Origin of the sequence: Amycolatopsis sp. GA6-003, from assembly GCF_046267895.1 — a bacterium.
Taxonomy (GTDB): Bacteria; Actinomycetota; Actinomycetes; order Mycobacteriales; family Pseudonocardiaceae; genus Amycolatopsis.
The window spans coordinates 4,061,613-4,077,869 of the sequence record NZ_CP176499.1; the positions used below are offsets into that span (position 1 = coordinate 4,061,613).

The following is a 16,257-nucleotide window of genomic DNA, read 5'->3' on the forward strand; positions in this document are numbered from 1 at the left end:
TTCCCGTGAGGAACTAGCCGGCTTCGGGGACCCGGAAACTGTGTTCGCGGCGCCAGCGCAGGCGGACGCGACCGTCGGCGAACTCGGTCGGCTCGCTGGTGTTCTGGCGGACAACGGACAATTGGCCCCCGGCATCGAGCGCGACAGCGTAGCGCACCGTCGAACCGGCATACACGACATCCGTGACCGAACCGGTCGCGGAAGTCTCTCCGGGACCGGCCGGAGACGCAAGGTCTCCGTCGATGCGGATCTTCTCCGGCCGGATGCTGTACACGCCCGGCCTGCCGATCACCGCCTCCGCACTACGCCCGCTGAGCAGGTTCGACGTTCCGACAAACCCTGCCACGAAAGCACTTGCCGGGCGTTCGTACACCTCGACCGGAGTACCGACCTGTTCGATGCGGCCCGCGTTGAACACGGCGATCCGGTCGCTCATCGTGAGCGCCTCGTCCTGATCGTGGGTGACGAAGACGAAGGTGATGCCGACCTCGCGCTGGATCTGCTTGAGCTCGACCTGCATGGTCTGGCGCAGCTTGAGGTCAAGCGCGCCAAGGGGTTCGTCCAAAAGCAACACTTTCGGGCGATTCACTAGAGCGCGGGCAAGTGCTACGCGTTGCCGTTGCCCGCCGGACATCTGCGACGGTTTGCGGTCGCCGTAGTCCTCCAGCCGCACCGTGCGCAGCGCTTCCTTCGCGCGCTCGCGGCGTTCGGCTTTGGCTACCCGCTTGACTTTCAGCCCGTACTCCACGTTCTGCTGCACCGTCATGTGCGGAAAGAGCGCGTAGTCCTGGAAAACCGTGTTCACGTCGCGGTCGAACGGAGCCAGCTGGCTCACGTCCTTGCCTTCGAGTTCGATCGTGCCCGCGGTGGGCAGTTCGAATCCGGCGATCATCCGCAGCACGGTGGTCTTGCCGGAACCGGACGGGCCGAGCATCGAGAAGAACTCGCCGGGCGGGATGTCGAGGTCGACCCCGTCCACGGCACGCACCTTGTCGAAGTGCTTTTCCAGTCCGGTGAGCCGGATCGCCGGCTGCGCGGACTGCGGACGCCTTCCCGGCGGCCGGGTCTCGGCGGGGGCTTGATGGGGCATGACAGGCCTTCCGATGGATCTGGTCACGACGGCTACAGCGCACTCATCACGTGCTTGACGCGGGTGTAGTCCTCGAGGCCGTACAGCGAGAGGTCCTTGCCGTAGCCGGACCGCTTGAACCCGCCGTGCGGCATCTCGGCCACGAGCGGAATGTGCGTGTTGATCCACACGCAGCCGAAGTCGAGTTTCGCCGAGAACTTCATGGCGCGCTGGTGGTCCTTGGTCCACACCGAGGAGGCCAGGCCGTAGGGAACCCCGTTGGCGTGCTTGAGCGCCTCGTCGTCGTCGGTGAACCGCTGCACCGTGATGACCGGGCCGAAGACCTCGTTCTGGATGATCTCGTCGTCCTGGCGGACGCCGGAAACCACGGTGGCCTCGTAGAAGTAGCCCTCGTCGCCGGAGCGCCGTCCTCCACAGTGGACAGTCGCGTGCTCCGGCAGCCGGTCGATGAAACCAGAGACCTTTTCCAGCTGCGCGGCGTTGTTGAGCGGGCCGAACGCGACGTCGTCGCCGGTGCCGGTCTTGTTCGCCTCGGCCTGGCGGGTGAGCGCGTTGACGAACGTGTCGTGCACGTCGTCGTGCACCAGCACCCGGGTGGCGGCGGTGCAGTCCTGGCCGGCGTTGAAGTACCCGGCCGCGGCGATGGCTTCCGCGGCGGCTTCGAGATCGGCGTCCGGGAACACGATCACCGGGGCCTTGCCGCCCAGTTCGAGATGCACGCGCTTGACGTCGTGCGCCGCCGAACCGGCGACCTCGATGCCCGCCCGCACCGAGCCGGTGATCGACACCATCGCCGGAATGTCGTGCTCCACCAACGCTCGTCCGGTGTCGCGGTCGCCGCAGATCACGTTGAACACGCCGGCGGGAAGGTGCTCGCCGCAGATCTCGGCGAGCAGCAGCGTGGAGGCGGGCGTGGTGTCGGACGGCTTGAGCACGATGGTGTTGCCCGCGGCGAGCGCCGGCGCGATCTTCCAGATCGCCATCATCAGCGGGTAGTTCCAGGGCGTCACCTGCGCGCAGACGCCGACCGGCTCGCGGCGGATGAACGACGTGTGGCCTTCCATGTACTCGCCGGCCGAGCGGCCTTCGAGAACGCGCGCGGCACCGGCGAAGAAGCGCACCTGGTCGATGACCGCGGGCAGCTCCTCCTCCATGGTCAGCGCGAACGGCTTGCCGGTGTCCCGCGCTTCGACGCGGATGATCTCCTCGCCGCGCGCCTCGAGCGCGTCGGCGATCTTCAGCAGTGCGAGCTGCCGCTGCGCCGGGGTGGTCTCGCGCCAGCTTTCGAACGCTTCCGCGGCGACCTTCAGCGCGCGGTCCACGTCCTCGGCGCCGGCCACCGGCGCGGTGCAGTACGCACGTCCAGTGACCGGGTCGACGATTTCCGCGACCTTTCCGGACAGCGAGTCGACGTAGGTCCCGCCGACGTAGTGCTTCAACTCCTGCACGCGTGCGCCTCCTGACTCTCCGTGGCAGGATGAAACATATAACTCCATATTTCAAATGACAAGGCCCTGGGGCAGGATTGGCTCCAACGGATGCCGAGACGGGTGGACCAACGATGCGCAAGGAGATGTCGAACAGCGCACGACTGGCGATGTTCGCTCCACTGGAACAGGTGGGGCGCGCGGAGGCGGTCGCGGCGCGGCTGTTCGACGCCATCACGCTCGGTCTCCTCGACGACGCCGAGCAGTTGCCGAGCGAGGCCGAACTCGCCGCGCAGTTCCGCGTCTCCACGGTCACCGTGCGCGAGGCGCTCGCGGTGCTGCGGCAGCAGGGCCTCGTCGAAACCCGGCGCGGACGCGGCGGCGGCAGCTTCGTGCGCACGCCCGACTGGCCCGCGCAGAGTTCGTGGGCCGAGCGCCTGCGATTGGTCTCAATGGCTGAACTTCGCGACTTCGGCGACCACTACCTCGCCGTCGCGGGCTCGGCGGCGAAACTCGCCGCGGAACGCAGCACCCCCGAAGATCTCGAACGGCTGCGGCTGACCGCGGAAGACCTCCTCGGCGCGACCGGACCCGAGGCGACCCGCGCGGAACGGCACTTCCACCTCGAAGTCGCCGCCGCCGCGCAGTCCCCGCGGCTCACCAACCAGGAAGTTCAGCTGCAGAGCGAACACGGCGTATTGCTCTGGGCGCCCCTCGGCGACAAGGAAACCTGCCGCGGGTCTTACGCTGAGCACCAGGCGATCGTCTCCGCGATCGCCTCGGCGGACGGCGAACGGGCGCGCGCCTTGACCGAAGAGCACCTCCTCGGCGCGCTCGACCGGCTCGCAGATCTGCACCTGACCCTCGAAACGCCGTAAGCTCCGATGACCCGCACCACGAGGTGAGCATCGTGCCCGACACCCGCACGCTGACCGGCGAAGAGGTAGTGACCCAGGTTTCCTCCCTCGTCGAGGAGATTTTCGCGCGCCTGAAACCAGTTCTGGCCGCCGCCGAGACCCTGCTCGCCGAGTCCGGCGACCTGTCCGCCGACGCACTGCACGAGATCCGGCCGCAGGTCATCGAGGCGCTCGGCGGCCTCGTGGTCGGCGCGGGCTTCGTGAGCGCGCCGAACGTCCTGGCCGATCAGGAACTCGGCTTCGAATGGTGGACCTCCTGCCGCACCGACGACGGGTCGCCGGAACAGCTGTTCATCAGCCTCGATCCGGAAAGCCCCAATTTCCTGGACTACACGCGGCAATCGTGGTTCACCGTCCCGCGCGACAGCGGGCGACGGCATGTCAATGGGCCATACGTGGACTATCTCTGCACCGACGAGTACACGCTCACCTTCACCGTTCCCGTCACGCGCGGTGAGGAATTCGCCGGAGTCGTTGGTGCGGACGTGTATGTGCGCGAGTTCGAGCGCACGGTGAGTCGCCGGCTGCGCGCGCTCGGCCGGACCGCCGCGCTGCTCAACGCGCAGGGCCGGGTGATCGTGTCGAACAGCGTGCGGAAGGCGACCGGGTCGCTGGTGCGCGAGATCGACGTGCCCGCCTGGTGGGCGTCCGGCGCGGAACCGTACACGGCACCGGACGGGATGACGTTGCGGCGGTGCGGGGATTCGCCGATCACGCTGCTGGTCACGACCTGATCTGGACCTGCAGCGCGAACCACAGTTCCGCGCGGACGCCCGGCGCGTCGAGGTCCCGGCCGAGCAGCTCGGCGGCTTTGGCGACCCGGTTGCGCAAGGTGTGCCGGTGCACGCCGAGTTTCGTCGCGGCGAGGTCCCAGTGGCCGTGGTGTTCGAGCCAGCAGCGCAGCGACAGCTCCAGGTCGCCGCGGCCGGTCCGGTCGAACTCCCGTACCGGCGCGAGGAGCTGGTCGGAAAACGCTTGCGCGGCTTGCTGATCGAGCAAGCCGAGCAGCCCGGCTCCGGCGTGGTCGGCGTAGCGGAGCAGCTCCACGCGCTGGGTTCGCGCCGCCTCGGCCGCTTCTTCCGCTTGCCTTAACGCAGTGGGGAATTCACTCGCGGCGGATAGTCCACTGTGGAATTCCCCGGTTTCCGCCACGATCGCGCTCACGTCGTCGTTCTCCGCGAGCACGATCAGCTTGTCTCCCCGATGTGCGGCGAATACTTGCCCGGCAAGGGTTTCCAAGCGTTCGTACAACGTGTTCCGGGCGGACTTGCTCCCGGCCACCGCGAGTACCGTCCACGGCTCGGGCGGAAGATCCGGTACCACCTCGCGGGCCAGCTCGTTGTGTCCGGCGGCGAGCAGCTCCAGCACTCCGGTATGCAGCTGGGACAGCGAGAGCCGCTGTGCCCGATCCTGTTCCAGCGCAAGGGAAAGCAGCGAGACGGCCGTGTTGACGATGTAGCGTCCGGTGCTGTCCAACGGTTCCGCAGTACCGACCGCCAACGCACCCCGCGTATGCAGAGTCTGGATGACGACCTCGTCGTCTCCATGGGACACCACGCGGGTGCCCGCACGTAGCCCGGTGACATCCAGCTTGACGCCGCGCGCTTTGGTCGATGACGCCTCGCGCACGCGTCCCGCAGAGTCGTAAAGGACGGCCCAGCCGTCGATGAGCCGCGCGAGCCGCCGCACCACTCCCCCGGCCCCGCTGCGGCCGACCGCGGTCCGGGTCAGCTCCTGTTGCGCCCGGCCGATCCGCACTGTCGCGGCGTACTCGTCGGCGGCGACCGACCGGGACACCGCGCGCGTGATCGCGATGAACGGCGTCTTCCGCGGCACCTCCAGCACCGGCAGCCCAACCTCGTCGGCGACCGCGACCAACGCGTCCGGCACCTTGGCGTGACTGAGCCCGACACCGAAACCGAGCCCGGCGACGTCCGCGTCGACCAGCCGTCGGATGTAGGGCGCGTACGTCGCGCTGTAAAGCGTCAGACCGGTGGTGAGCAGCAGTTCCCCGCCTTCGAGGAAGACCTGCGGATCGGTCAGTTCGGTGGGGTGCACCCAGCCGATCGGGCGGTCCAGCCCGGCCTCGCCCGCGACCACGCGCAGGCCGAGCGCGGGTTCGGCGGCCAGTGCCCGCAGGGTGAGTGCCATAACGGCCAATTGTAGCTGTCGAATTGGACAGAACGGCCAGCTGACGGCAGGCGGGGCAAGCCCCATCCTGAGGTGGACCAGTTCAAAGCTCGTGAGTGCCTATCGCGGTTCTAACCGGGATCACCACTCACGACCCGCGACGTAGGAGCGCCGTGACCACCAGCACCGCCGCCGAGCCGCAGGCTCCGGCGCCCCGGCAGCGCAGGCTGCAGACCGAGATCCCCGGGCCCGCGTCCCGCGCGCTGCAGGAACGCCGCGCGAACGCGGTCGCCGCCGGGGTCGCGTCGACGCTGCCCGCCTACATCACCTCCGCCAGCGGCGGCCTGCTGACCGACGCCGACGGCAACGTGCTGATCGACTTCGGTTCCGGGATCGCGGTGACGAGCGTCGGGCATTCCGCGCCCGAGGTGGTCGACCGGGTGCGCGAGCAGGCGGCGCTGTTCACCCACACCTGCTTCATGGTGACCCCGTACGAGGGTTACGTGGAGGTGTGCGAGGCGCTGGCCGAGCTGACGCCGGGCGACCACGCGAAGAAGTCGGTGCTGTTCAACTCCGGCGCGGAAGCGGTCGAGAACGCGGTGAAGATCGCCCGCACCGCCACCGGCCGCCAGGCCGTCGTCGTGTTCGACCACGCCTACCACGGCCGCACCAACCTGACCATGGGCATGACCGCGAAATCGGTGCCCTACAAGCACGGTTTCGGCCCGTTCGCGCCCGAGGTGTACCGCGTGCCGGGCTCGTACCCGTACCGCGACGGGCTGGCCGGCCCGGAGGCCGCGCGGCAGGCGATCGACCGGATCGAGAAGCAGATCGGCGGCGACCAGGTCGCGGCCGTCGTGCTCGAGCCGATCCAGGGCGAGGGCGGGTTCATCGAGCCCGCGCCCGGCTTCCTGCCCGCGATTTCCGCGTGGTGCCAGGCGAACGGCGTCGTGTTCGTCGCCGACGAGGTGCAGACCGGCTTCTGCCGCACCGGAAACTGGTTCGCCTCGCAGCACGAGGACGTCGTCCCGGACCTGGTCTGCACGGCCAAGGGCATCGCGGGCGGCCTGCCGCTCGCCGCGGTGACCGGGCGCGCGGAGCTGCTCGACGCGGTCGGCCCGGGCGGGCTCGGCGGCACCTACGGCGGCAACCCGATCGCGTGCGCCGCGGCGCTGGGTGCGATCGAGACCATGCGCAACGACGGCCTCACCGGTTCCGCGAAGCGCATCGAGGAGCTGGTACTGCCGCGACTTCGGGCGCTGGCAGCGGAAACCGGCGTGATCGGCGATGTCCGCGGCCGCGGCGCGATGCTGGCGGCCGAGTTCGTCAAGCCGGGCACGAATGAACCGGACGCCGATCTCACCAAGCGCATCGCCGCCGCCTGTCACGCACAGGGCGTCGTGGTGCTGACTTGCGGCACATACGGCAACGTCGTCCGGCTGCTTCCCCCGCTGTCCCTGTCCAACGAGTTGCTCGACGAAGGCCTCGCCGTTCTCGAGTACGCGATCGCCACGGAGGCCCGCAAGTGACTTTCCCGTTCTGGGTGGCCGGAAAGCCGGTAACCAGCAGCGAAACGACCGTCGTCCGGCATTCGTTCGACGGTTCCGAGGCCGGTGCGCACTATGTGCCCGGACCGTCCGAAGTGGAGGAAGCGGTCCAGGCCGCGGCGGACGTCGCCGACGAGTACGCGACGCTGCCCGCGCACGTCCGCGCGGGAGCGCTCGACCACATCTCGCGGCGGCTTTCCGAGCGGACGGAGGAGATCGCGCAGCTGATCACCGCCGAATCGGGCAAGCCGCTGAAGTGGTCGCGCGGCGAGGTCGGCCGTGCGGTGTCGACGTTCCGCTGGGCGTCCGAGGAGGCCCGCCGGTTCTCCGGAGACCTGCAGCGCCTCGACACCGACCCGGGCGGCACCGGACGGCTCGCGCTCGTCCGGCGCGTGCCGCGCGGTCCGGTGCTGGGCATCACGCCGTTCAACTTCCCGCTGAACCTGGTGGCGCACAAGGTCGCCCCGGCGATCGCGGTCGGCGCGCCGATCGTGCTCAAGCCCGCCCCGGCGACGCCGCTGACCGCGCTGCTGCTCGGGGAAATCCTCGCCGAGACCGATCTTCCGGCGGGCAGCTGGTCGATCCTGCCGCTGGGCAACGAGGCGACCGCCGAACTGGTCAAGGACCCTCGGCTGCCGGTCGTGTCGTTCACCGGCTCAGTGCCGGTCGGCTGGGCGATCCGCGACAGCGTGCCGCGCAAGCACGTCGCGCTGGAACTCGGCGGCAACGGCGCGGTGCTGGTCTGTCCGGATTGGACGGACCTGGACTTCGCCGCGCAGCGGATCGCGACGTTCGCCATGTACCAGGCCGGACAGTCGTGCATTTCCGTGCAGCGGGTGTACGCGCACACTGATGTCTACGACGAGCTGCAGCAGAAGGTGCTGGAACAGGTCGCCGCGCTGCGCACCGGAAATCCGCGCGAGGACGGCGTCGACGTGGGCCCGCTGGTCAACGAGGCGGCCGCTTCGCGGGTCGAATCCTGGGTCACCGACGCGGTTGTCGCCGGTGCCAAGCTGCTGACCGGCGGCGGCCGTACGGGTGCGACGGTGGAGCCGACCGTGCTCGCCGAGGTTCCCGAGGACGTTTCGGTGATGGCGGACGAGGTGTTCGGCCCGGTGGTCTCGCTGGTCCGGGTGTCCTCTGTGGACGACGGCGTCGAGCGGATCAACGCGTCTCGCTTCGGTTTGCAGACCGGCGTGTTCACCCGCGACCTGCCGACCGCGTTCGACGTGTCCGCGCGGCTCAAGGTGGGCGGCGTGCTGGTCGGCGACGTGCCGAGCTTCCGCGCCGACCAGATGCCCTACGGCGGCGTGAAGGACTCCGGTGTCGGCCGCGAAGGACCGGCGGCGGCGATGGCGGACTTCACCGAGGAGCGCGTGACTGTCCTTACCGGACTGACTCTCTGAGCGCCGTGTAGGCGTCCACGAGGGACGGTCCGTACCACGTGAGGTAGCGCCCGGAAACCAGTACCGGGCGCATCTCCGGGAAGAAGCCGGGGCCGTCGTCCTGGGTGAATTCGTACGGCTCGTCGGGCAGTACGACCAGGTCGGCCCCGGTCTTCTGGAGTTCTTCCAGCGACGGCCGGGGATACCGCTCGGTGTGTCCGGAGTAGACGTTCTCGACCCCGACCCGGCGCAGCACGTCGCCGGCGAAGGTGTCGCGGCCCAGCACGATCCACGGTTTGCGCCACACCGGAATCACCGCCCGGTAGCGCACCGGTTGCACGTCGCGCCACAGCTCGTCCGCGGTGTCGAGCCAATCCGGTTCGTCGATGCCGTACACCTGCGCGAAAATGCGCCGCAACGATCCCAGCGCGGCGGGCACGGACTCCGCCGCGGCCATCACGAACACCGGAATCCCGTTGGCGCGCAGGGTTTCCACGTCCTCCGGCCGGTTCTCCTCGGAGTTCGCCAGCACCAGGTCCGGCTCGAGCGCCAGGATCCGGTCCAGCTTCGGGTACTTCGACCCGCCGACCCGCTCCACGTCCAGATCGGCCGGATGCGTGCAGTAATCCGTCGCCCCGACCAGCCGTCCCGGCGCGCTCGCCTCGACCGCCTCGGTCAGCGACGGCACCAAAGACACCACTCGCCGCGGCGGGCCCTCGATCGGCACCGGCTCGCCGAGATCATCGACCAGTTCCGCGTTCCTCATACCCGTTCGAACGACACCTTCCGCTGCTCGACGTCCACTTCGGTCAGCCGCACCGCGATCCGCTCGCCCTCCGGGAAGTTCTCGCCGGAGCACTTCGCCATCACCGGCGGATCCTCGACCAGGATCTCCGCCCGCGTCTCGTCCGCACGCAACACCACCGCGGTGAACTCGCGACCCACATGCTCAGCGAGTACCCACGCTTCGACCTGATCTATGCACGCACGTTCGACCCGCGCGGCCAGACTGTCCGAAGCGGACATCTGCGCGGGCACCTCGGACAATGCCTCGCGCACCCAATCCGGCACCTCGCGGCCAGCCGTCACCGCCAGGCACACCTCGGTGCCGAACCGGTCGACGAGCCGCCGAATCGGTGCCGTGACGTGCGCGTACGCCCCGCCGATTCCCGCGTGCGTTGTAACCGCGGGCAATTCCCCGGCAAAGGCCGTGTATCCCGCACCTCGCAACAGCCGCGTCGTGTCCGCGTACAGCGCCATCGACGCGGGCTGTCCAGGGTCCAAAGTAGACAGGAACTCGGACACGGTCAGCTCGACCGGCCACGCCAGCCCGACCGCCGCCGCGGACCGGCGCAGCCATTCCACCGCGTCCGGCTCCGGGGACGGCAGCGTCCGCAGCACCCCGATCCCGGCGTCGATCATGATCCGCGCCGCGGCCATCCCGGTGAGCAAAGAAATTTCGGCGTTCCACGCGTCGACGACCGTCCGCGGCCGGCGCGCGAGAACCCAGCCGCCGTCGATGTCGCCGCTGATTTCCTGTTCCGGCAACTGCAATTCGACCGCTCCGCGCTGCACCGCGAGACTGCGCCGCAACCGGCCCAGCTCGGGCAGCGCGGCCACCGACGGATGCGGCCGCCCGGCGTCCAGCGAAGACTGGACCCCTTCGTAGTCGAGTTGCTCGGTCGAGCGCACCAGCGCCCGCCGGACCCGGGTGGCGACGATTTCCCCGGCCTCGTCGACGTCGATGGTCCACAGCACCGCCGGCCGGGTCTCGCCCGGCAGCAGGCTGGCCGCGCCCTCGGACAGCACCGGCGGATGCAGCGGGACGTTGCCGTCCGGGAGGTAGAGCGTCTGCCCGCGCCGCCGTGCCTCGTGGTCGAGCGCCCCGCCCGGCGGGACGAACGCCGCCAGGTCCGCGATCGCGTACTGCACCCGGAACCCGCTGCCGCGCCGCTCCAGCACCATCGCCTGGTCGAGGTCCTTGGACCCGGGCGGATCGATCGTGACGAACGGCAGGTCGGTGGCGTCCTCGCGGCCGCCCGCCGACGCGAGCGGATCGAGCACCGCCGTTTCGGCCTCCGCGAGCACCGCGGGCCCGAACGACTCCGGCAGCGCGAACTCCGCCCGGAGACGACCGAAGTCCCCTCCCGACGCTGGTGTCCTCAGCACGAGTGGCGGCACGGTCCAACACTATCCCGCCGAACCGCCGGTGATCGCCCGTTCGGGCGCGGGCCGGTCGGGTGTAGCCTGCCTGACATTGACAATCGTCTTCATTTTCAGAAGGGGCCGGATCGGTGAAGATCGCGTTCGTCGGCAAGGGCGGCAGCGGGAAAACCACGCTCTCGTCGCTGTTCGTCTCTTACTTGGCCGCAGCGGGCAAACCGGTGCTCGCCATCGACGCGGACATCAACCAGCACCTGGCGGTGGCCCTCGGCGCGACCGAGGAGCAGGCACTGGCGTGGCCGACCCTCGGCGACCACATGCCGCTGATCAAGGAATACCTGCGCGGCGACAACCCGCGAATCCCGTCCGCCGACGCGATGATCAAAACGACCCCGCCCGGCCGCGGCTCGCGTCTGGTGCGCCCCTTCGAGGACAACCCGATCTTCGACGCCTGCTTCCGCCCGCTAGGCGGCGTCCGGCTGGGCGTGACCGGCCAATTCGACGAGGACGACCTGGGCGTGGCCTGCTACCACTCGAAGGTCGGCGCGGCGGAGCTGCTGCTGAACCACCTGGTGGACGGCACGGACGAGTACGTGGTGATGGACATGACCGCCGGCGCGGACGCGTTCGCCTCGGGCCTGTTCACGCGCTTCGACGTGACGTTCCTGGTGTGCGAGCCGACCCTGCGCAGCGTGGGTGTTTACCGCCAGTACGCGGATCACGCGCGGGACTTCGGGGTTCACCTGGTAGCGGTCGGGAACAAGGTCACCGACGGCGACGACGTCGACTTCCTGACCGAGCAACTGGGCTCGGCGCTGCTGGGCTGGATGACGACGTCCAGCCACGTCCGAGCCGCCGAACGCGGCAAGACCCGGCCGATCGGCGAGCTGGAGCCGCGCAACCTGGCGACGCTGGCCGCGATGCAGGACCTGGTGGACGCAACGCCGCGAGACTGGGCGCGGTACCAGCGGCAGGGGGTGGAGTTCCACCTGCGCAACGCGCGAGCCTGGGGGAACGGGCGAGTGGGGGCGGATCTGGAGCAGCAGGTGGATCCGGAGTTCGTGCTGGACCCGGCTTTGGTGGCCGGGTGACTCGCTGAGGTTCCCACCGCCGACCGGACTGCGCTGTCCGGTCGGCGGTTTCGTGCTGCTGGGCCGCCGGAGACATGCGGCGGGCGGCCAGTCACCACCCCGGCCCGTCGACGGTTCCGCACTGCTAACCCCACCGGAGACACACGGCAGGCAGCCAGTCACCACCCCGGCCCGTCGACGGTTCCGCACTGCTAACCCCACCGGAGACACACGGCAGGCAGCCAGTCACCACCCCGGCTCGTCAGCGGTTCCGCACTGCTAACCCCCCAGAAACACGCAGCAGGCAAGCAGTCACCACTCCGGCCCGTCGACTGGGTCACGCTGGCCCTGTTTCCTAGGCCGCCGGAGTCGCGAGGGCAGGGCTTCCCGCTACCGGCAGCCGGTCACCGCCCCGCACGGTCGGCGACGTCACGTCCCGCTTCCCCGACCGCCGGAGCCGCGCGGGCGGGTTGCGGGCAGCCAGCTGCCGCCCACGCGCGGGCGGCAGCGTCGCGTTGCGCTGCTGCCCAGCGCACCGCAAGGCTTCCCGCTACCGACAGCCACCCACGCGGACGGCAGGAACGGGCTGCCCCGCCTCCCAACCCACCAGGGTTGGCAGGTCCAAGCGGGTCAGTCGCCGTCCCAGGAGCGGTCGGCGGCGTCGGCTTGGCGGGTGCGTTCGCGGGCGATGTCGAGCGCCCGGCGGGCCGTGGCCTCGTCCGGGTAGGGGCCGAGGAGGTCGACTCCTCGGCTGCGTTCCAGGTGCTCGACTTCGTGGGTGCGGGTGTTGTAGTACCAGCCCTGGTCCGGGTTCGGGTCGTCAGACATGGGTTCAGCCTGACACCTGCCCGCTCACTTGCGCCAGCGGAACGGGACCTCCGTGGGCTGCCCGGTGGGCCCGAAGTCGGCGGGACCGTCGTCCTCGTGGTCGGGGTGCTCGTCGAACCACCCGCGAGCGTCCCGGACCGGAATGCCGCGGGGCGGGGTGGCCGCGTCGTCCGCCGGGGCACCGTAATCCGGTACCGGCGGGACGGCGGACTCCTTGCCCGGAAAGACCGGCAACTCGTCCCGGTACGCCCGCGCCGGCGGCGGCCCAGACGGCCCGGCCTCCTGCCCCGGGAAGACCGGCAACGCCCGCCCGTCCGGCCCGGTCTCGCTGGACCGCCGGCGACCGCTGGGCTGCGGCAGCTGGAACGGTGCACCTGCCGCGGGAGGATTCGGCTGAGCGCTGGGAGCGGGCGGGACTGGATGCTGCGCCGCAGGCTGGGCGGGCTGCGCGACACCAGGCGCGGGCGGATTCGCCGACTCCGCGCCAGGAGCAGGCGGGGCCGGTTGCGCCGCGGCCGGAGCAGGCTGTGCCGGTTCCGTGCCGGGCGCGGGAGAAGCTGTCGGCGGCTGGTACTGCGCCGGAGAATTCGCAACCGGCTGCGCCGCACCGGCTGGGGGCGGGCTCGTCGTCTCCGCGGCAGGAGCTGTCGGCGGCTGGTGCTGCGCCGGAAGACTCGGGAGTGGTTGCGCCGCACCGGAAGCGGGCTGATTCGTCGGCGGGGTTGCTGGCTGCGCCGGGGGTTGTTGCGGAGCAGCGGCGGGCGGCGGGATCGCCGACGGTGGAGAGTGCTGTGCGGAAGCCGAGCCCGGGCCGTACTGCTGCGCCCCGGGCTGAGGAGCTTGGCTTTGCTGGACCGCCGGGTTCTGTCCCTGCCACCCGGGCGCGGGGGCTGCCTCCTGCCGACCGTGCGGCGGGACCCCGCCGACTGGATTTCCCTGCGGCGGCAAGGCTTCTCCCGCACGTGCGGGCTGACGCGGCTCATGCACGTACGGCTTCGGCTGCCAAGCCTGCCTCGCGCGCAACTGCGGATCACCCGGTGCTGGCGCACCCGACGGAGGAGGCACCGGGGCCGTCCCGCCGGTGTCGGAAACGGCAGGCGGTGCCGCACCTTCCGGTGCGGGCGGAGCGGCAGGCTCGGCCAGCTCCGCGGCAGCCGGGCCGGGCTGGGCGGGTTCGTCGGCGGGGATCGAGGTCGTTTCTGGACCGGTCGGCGGAACCGGCTCTTGCGGCGGAGACGGCGTGGCTGCCGGGGGCTGTTCCGGCGGGTTTGCCACCGGATCCTGAGACGGAGCAGCCGAACCAGCCGGGCCAACCGAAGCAGCCGGGCCAACCGAAGCAGCCGGACCAGCCGAAGCAGCCGAAGCAGCCGGGCCCACCGAACCAGCCGGACCCTCCGAACCATGCGGCACCGATCGCCACACCGGGGCCGGTCCGATGTTCATCGGCACCGCCGCGGCCAGCGGGCCCATCGGCGGCGCCTCCCCGGGCGGCACCGGGCCCGCCGCGGCCGGGCGCGGGATCGGGTCCAGGCAGGACACCAGCACCGTGGTCCGGTCCGGGTCCTGGACCTTGCGGCCGCTCCGTTCCCGGTAGACCATCTCCCCCTCGGCGTCCATCTCCACCAGGTAGCCCGCCTCCGCGAGCTGTTCCTCGTCGAGATCGACCAAACGCTCGTAGCGCGACGGGACCACCCGGTACACCGGCCACGACAGCCGGGCGTGCTCGCCGTGGAACTGGGCCAGCAGGGCCGCCATCTGCTGCTGCCACGGAAGCGACATGCCTTCCGCCAGGGAACGCGGCAGGACGACGTACCCGCTGTCCACGCCGGGCATGCCCTGGTTCAGCAGGTCCGCCAGCGGGGTGCTGGACGCGGGGTGCGCGGACTGGCGCGGCGGCTGCGGTGCGCCGAACAGCGCCGCCGGATCCTGGGGCTCGCTCTGGCCGGTCTTGCCTCGCTTGCCGAATTTCCGTGCCACGTGTGCCATCCTCTGCCAGCGCGCGGCCACGTGCTCGTGGACAGGCCGCGACTTCGGGGTGAATCCGGACCCGCGGCACTGGGCATCCGCGGGTCAAGAGCCGGTGCCTCCCGCACCCATGCTAGACGCCGGGGCGCACCGCCTGCGGCACGACTTCGTGCTCGTCGAACGAGAACGGGCGCACGTGCACCGGCACGCCGGTCTGCTGGGCCTCGACGATCTTGCCGTCTCCCAGGTACATCGCGACGTGGTGGATGGTCGTCGGGTCGGCCGGGTCGGTGGCGAGGAAAATCAGGTCGCCGGGCTGTGCGTCGCGCACCGGCAGCATCGCGCCCGCCTTGTACTGGTCCTTCGAGACGCGCGGCAGGATCACCCCGGCCGACTCGTAGGCGCGCAGCATCAGGCCGGAACAGTCGTAGGAATTCGGCCCGGTGGCACCCCAGACATAGGGCTTGCCCTGCTCGCCGAGCGCGAACTTGATCGCCTGCGCCGCGGCCTGGCTCGGCGGCAGCGCGGCGCCCATGCCCTGCCCGCAGCCGACCACGTCGGCGACCTGGCCCAGGTTCTGCACCAGCGTGGCCGCCATGGCCTCCCACCGGTGGTAGCGGTCCGGGAAACCGGATCGCTCGACCCGCTGCGCGGCGTCGCCGGGGCGCAGGTTCTCCCAGTCCGGGACGCCGAGCAGGACGTCGAAGAATTTGTTGATCGCGTAGTTCGGGTCGGTGACCTGGGCCGCGCTGCCCCAGTTCATCGACGGGCGCATCTGGAAGATGCCGAGCGAATCGCGGTCGCCGTAGTTCAGGTTGTGCAGCCGCGATTCGGTCATCCCGGCCTGGATCGCGACCTGCCACGCGCGCGGCGAGAGGTTGCGCTGCTTGCCGATCGCGATGATCAGCGACACCGTTCCGCGCGACTCCTGGTCGAGTTCCGCGGCGTCCGCCCCGCCCTGCTCCGGCTGCCCGGGCTGGGTGGGGCCGATCGCGGCGTCGCACGAGGTCAGCGCGATCCCGCCGGCGGCCGCCTGCTGCTGGTCGGTCACCGCCTTCTGCACGACGTTGGTGGTGAGCACCGTGGCGAAAACGGCGGCGATCACCACCGAGACGAGAATGGCCAGCTTCACGGTCAGCTCGCCTGGTCATAGTCCGACACTCGCCACCCCGCGGCCGTTTTGACCACGGTGATGCTGAGCCTCGGACCGTCGGTGGGGACCACGACCTTGACCGAACTGGAGTAGGACTGCGCGACCGTCGGCTCCCCGGTGACCTTGGTCGCCGGGATGTTCGCCGGGTCCACAGTGGACATGACGGGCAGGTACTCGTCGGTGGTGAGCGCGCGCATCCCGTTCAGCCAGTCGGCGTTCGAGATGCCCGCCGGATGCCGCACCCAGGCGGCCGCCCACTGTTTCGCGACGTTCAGCGCCTCCGGGTTCGGAGCCGCCGAGGTCGGGGTGACCAGCGGCTGGGTCAGCCGGGTCGGCAGGGTTTCCGTGCTGGGCACCGGGGCGGCGACGCCGGTGCGCGGCCCGGCCGACGAGTTCGGCGGAGCCGCGCCGGGATGCGCGGACGCCGGTTTGCCCAGCACCTTGGGCAGGCCGACGCCCAGCGCGGTGATCACCACGGCGAGGAACACCAGCGTGCCCACGAGGTGCCGGGGCGAGCGGAGCGGGAAACCCCACAGGCGGCGGTAGACCGCGGTCCGGCCGCGGTTGGTGCGGATCGGCATC

Annotated in this window: 14 protein-coding genes; 5 read left to right on the forward strand and 9 right to left on the reverse strand. The window is 70.4% G+C overall.

The window, feature by feature from the left end:
• Positions 1-13: 13 nt before the first annotated feature.
• Positions 14-1,090, reverse strand: coding sequence for an ABC transporter ATP-binding protein (locus F9C12_RS17795; RefSeq protein WP_409183092.1), 1,077 nt, complete (start codon positions 1,088-1,090; stop codon positions 14-16).
• A gap of 32 nt (positions 1,091-1,122) precedes the next feature.
• Positions 1,123-2,538 (reverse strand): gamma-aminobutyraldehyde dehydrogenase, encoded by a 1,416-nt coding sequence (locus F9C12_RS17800; protein ID WP_409183093.1) that lies wholly within the window; start codon positions 2,536-2,538, stop codon positions 1,123-1,125.
• 113 nt (positions 2,539-2,651) lie between these two features.
• Between F9C12_RS17800 and F9C12_RS17805 the strand changes: the two genes are divergently transcribed.
• Together F9C12_RS17805 and F9C12_RS17810 are read left to right on the forward strand one after the other, a co-directional pair.
• On the forward strand, positions 2,652-3,395 hold the full coding sequence (locus tag F9C12_RS17805; protein ID WP_409183094.1) for a FadR/GntR family transcriptional regulator: 744 nt from the start codon (positions 2,652-2,654) through the stop codon (positions 3,393-3,395).
• Between the two features lie 32 nt (positions 3,396-3,427).
• Positions 3,428-4,168, forward strand: a complete 741-nt coding sequence (locus tag F9C12_RS17810) for a cache domain-containing protein (RefSeq protein ID WP_409466640.1) — start codon at positions 3,428-3,430, stop codon at positions 4,166-4,168.
• On the opposite strand, the gene F9C12_RS17815 is transcribed toward F9C12_RS17810, so the two are convergent.
• Positions 4,158-5,585, reverse strand: a complete 1,428-nt coding sequence (locus F9C12_RS17815; RefSeq protein ID WP_409183096.1) for a PucR family transcriptional regulator — start codon at positions 5,583-5,585, stop codon at positions 4,158-4,160. The genes F9C12_RS17810 and F9C12_RS17815 overlap by 11 nt on opposite strands.
• A 152-nt stretch (positions 5,586-5,737) precedes the next feature.
• On the opposite strand from F9C12_RS17815, the gene gabT reads away from it, so the two are divergent.
• Both gabT and F9C12_RS17825 read left to right on the forward strand, forming a co-directional pair.
• Positions 5,738-7,093, forward strand: a complete 1,356-nt coding sequence (gene gabT / locus F9C12_RS17820; RefSeq protein ID WP_409466641.1) for a 4-aminobutyrate--2-oxoglutarate transaminase — start codon at positions 5,738-5,740, stop codon at positions 7,091-7,093.
• Positions 7,090-8,517, forward strand: coding sequence for an aldehyde dehydrogenase family protein (locus tag F9C12_RS17825; protein ID WP_409183098.1), 1,428 nt, complete (start codon positions 7,090-7,092; stop codon positions 8,515-8,517). The genes gabT and F9C12_RS17825 overlap by 4 nt, the downstream gene beginning before the upstream one ends.
• Here F9C12_RS17825 and F9C12_RS17830 read toward each other — a convergent pair.
• Both F9C12_RS17830 and F9C12_RS17835 read right to left on the reverse strand, forming a co-directional pair.
• A complete protein-coding gene (locus F9C12_RS17830) occupies positions 8,498-9,262 on the reverse strand; it encodes a helical backbone metal receptor (RefSeq protein ID WP_409466642.1) in 765 nt (254 codons plus the stop codon). The genes F9C12_RS17825 and F9C12_RS17830 overlap by 20 nt on opposite strands.
• Positions 9,259-10,677 (reverse strand): RNB domain-containing ribonuclease, encoded by a 1,419-nt coding sequence (locus F9C12_RS17835; protein ID WP_409466643.1) that lies wholly within the window; start codon positions 10,675-10,677, stop codon positions 9,259-9,261. The genes F9C12_RS17830 and F9C12_RS17835 overlap by 4 nt, the downstream gene beginning before the upstream one ends.
• A 113-nt stretch (positions 10,678-10,790) precedes the next feature.
• Between F9C12_RS17835 and F9C12_RS17840 the strand changes: the two genes are divergently transcribed.
• Positions 10,791-11,750, forward strand: a complete 960-nt coding sequence (locus F9C12_RS17840; RefSeq protein WP_409183101.1) for an AAA family ATPase — start codon at positions 10,791-10,793, stop codon at positions 11,748-11,750.
• A 609-nt stretch (positions 11,751-12,359) separates the two neighbouring features.
• Here the strand turns inward: F9C12_RS17840 and F9C12_RS17845 are convergent.
• The 4 genes from F9C12_RS17845 to F9C12_RS17860 form a co-directional block, all read right to left on the reverse strand.
• Positions 12,360-12,557: a hypothetical protein gene (locus F9C12_RS17845; protein WP_037815747.1), complete on the reverse strand. Its 198-nt coding sequence runs from the start codon at positions 12,555-12,557 to the stop codon at positions 12,360-12,362.
• A 24-nt stretch (positions 12,558-12,581) separates the two neighbouring features.
• Positions 12,582-14,534 (reverse strand): hypothetical protein, encoded by a 1,953-nt coding sequence (locus F9C12_RS17850; RefSeq protein ID WP_409466644.1) that lies wholly within the window; start codon positions 14,532-14,534, stop codon positions 12,582-12,584.
• Between the two features lie 121 nt (positions 14,535-14,655).
• Positions 14,656-15,654: a C40 family peptidase gene (locus F9C12_RS17855; RefSeq protein ID WP_409183102.1), complete on the reverse strand. Its 999-nt coding sequence runs from the start codon at positions 15,652-15,654 to the stop codon at positions 14,656-14,658.
• A gap of 2 nt (positions 15,655-15,656) precedes the next feature.
• Positions 15,657-16,256 carry a hypothetical protein gene (locus tag F9C12_RS17860; protein WP_409466645.1) on the reverse strand — a complete coding sequence of 200 codons (600 nt, stop codon included), beginning with the start codon at positions 16,254-16,256 and terminating at the stop codon, positions 15,657-15,659.
• Between the last annotated feature and the right edge of the window lies 1 nt (position 16,257).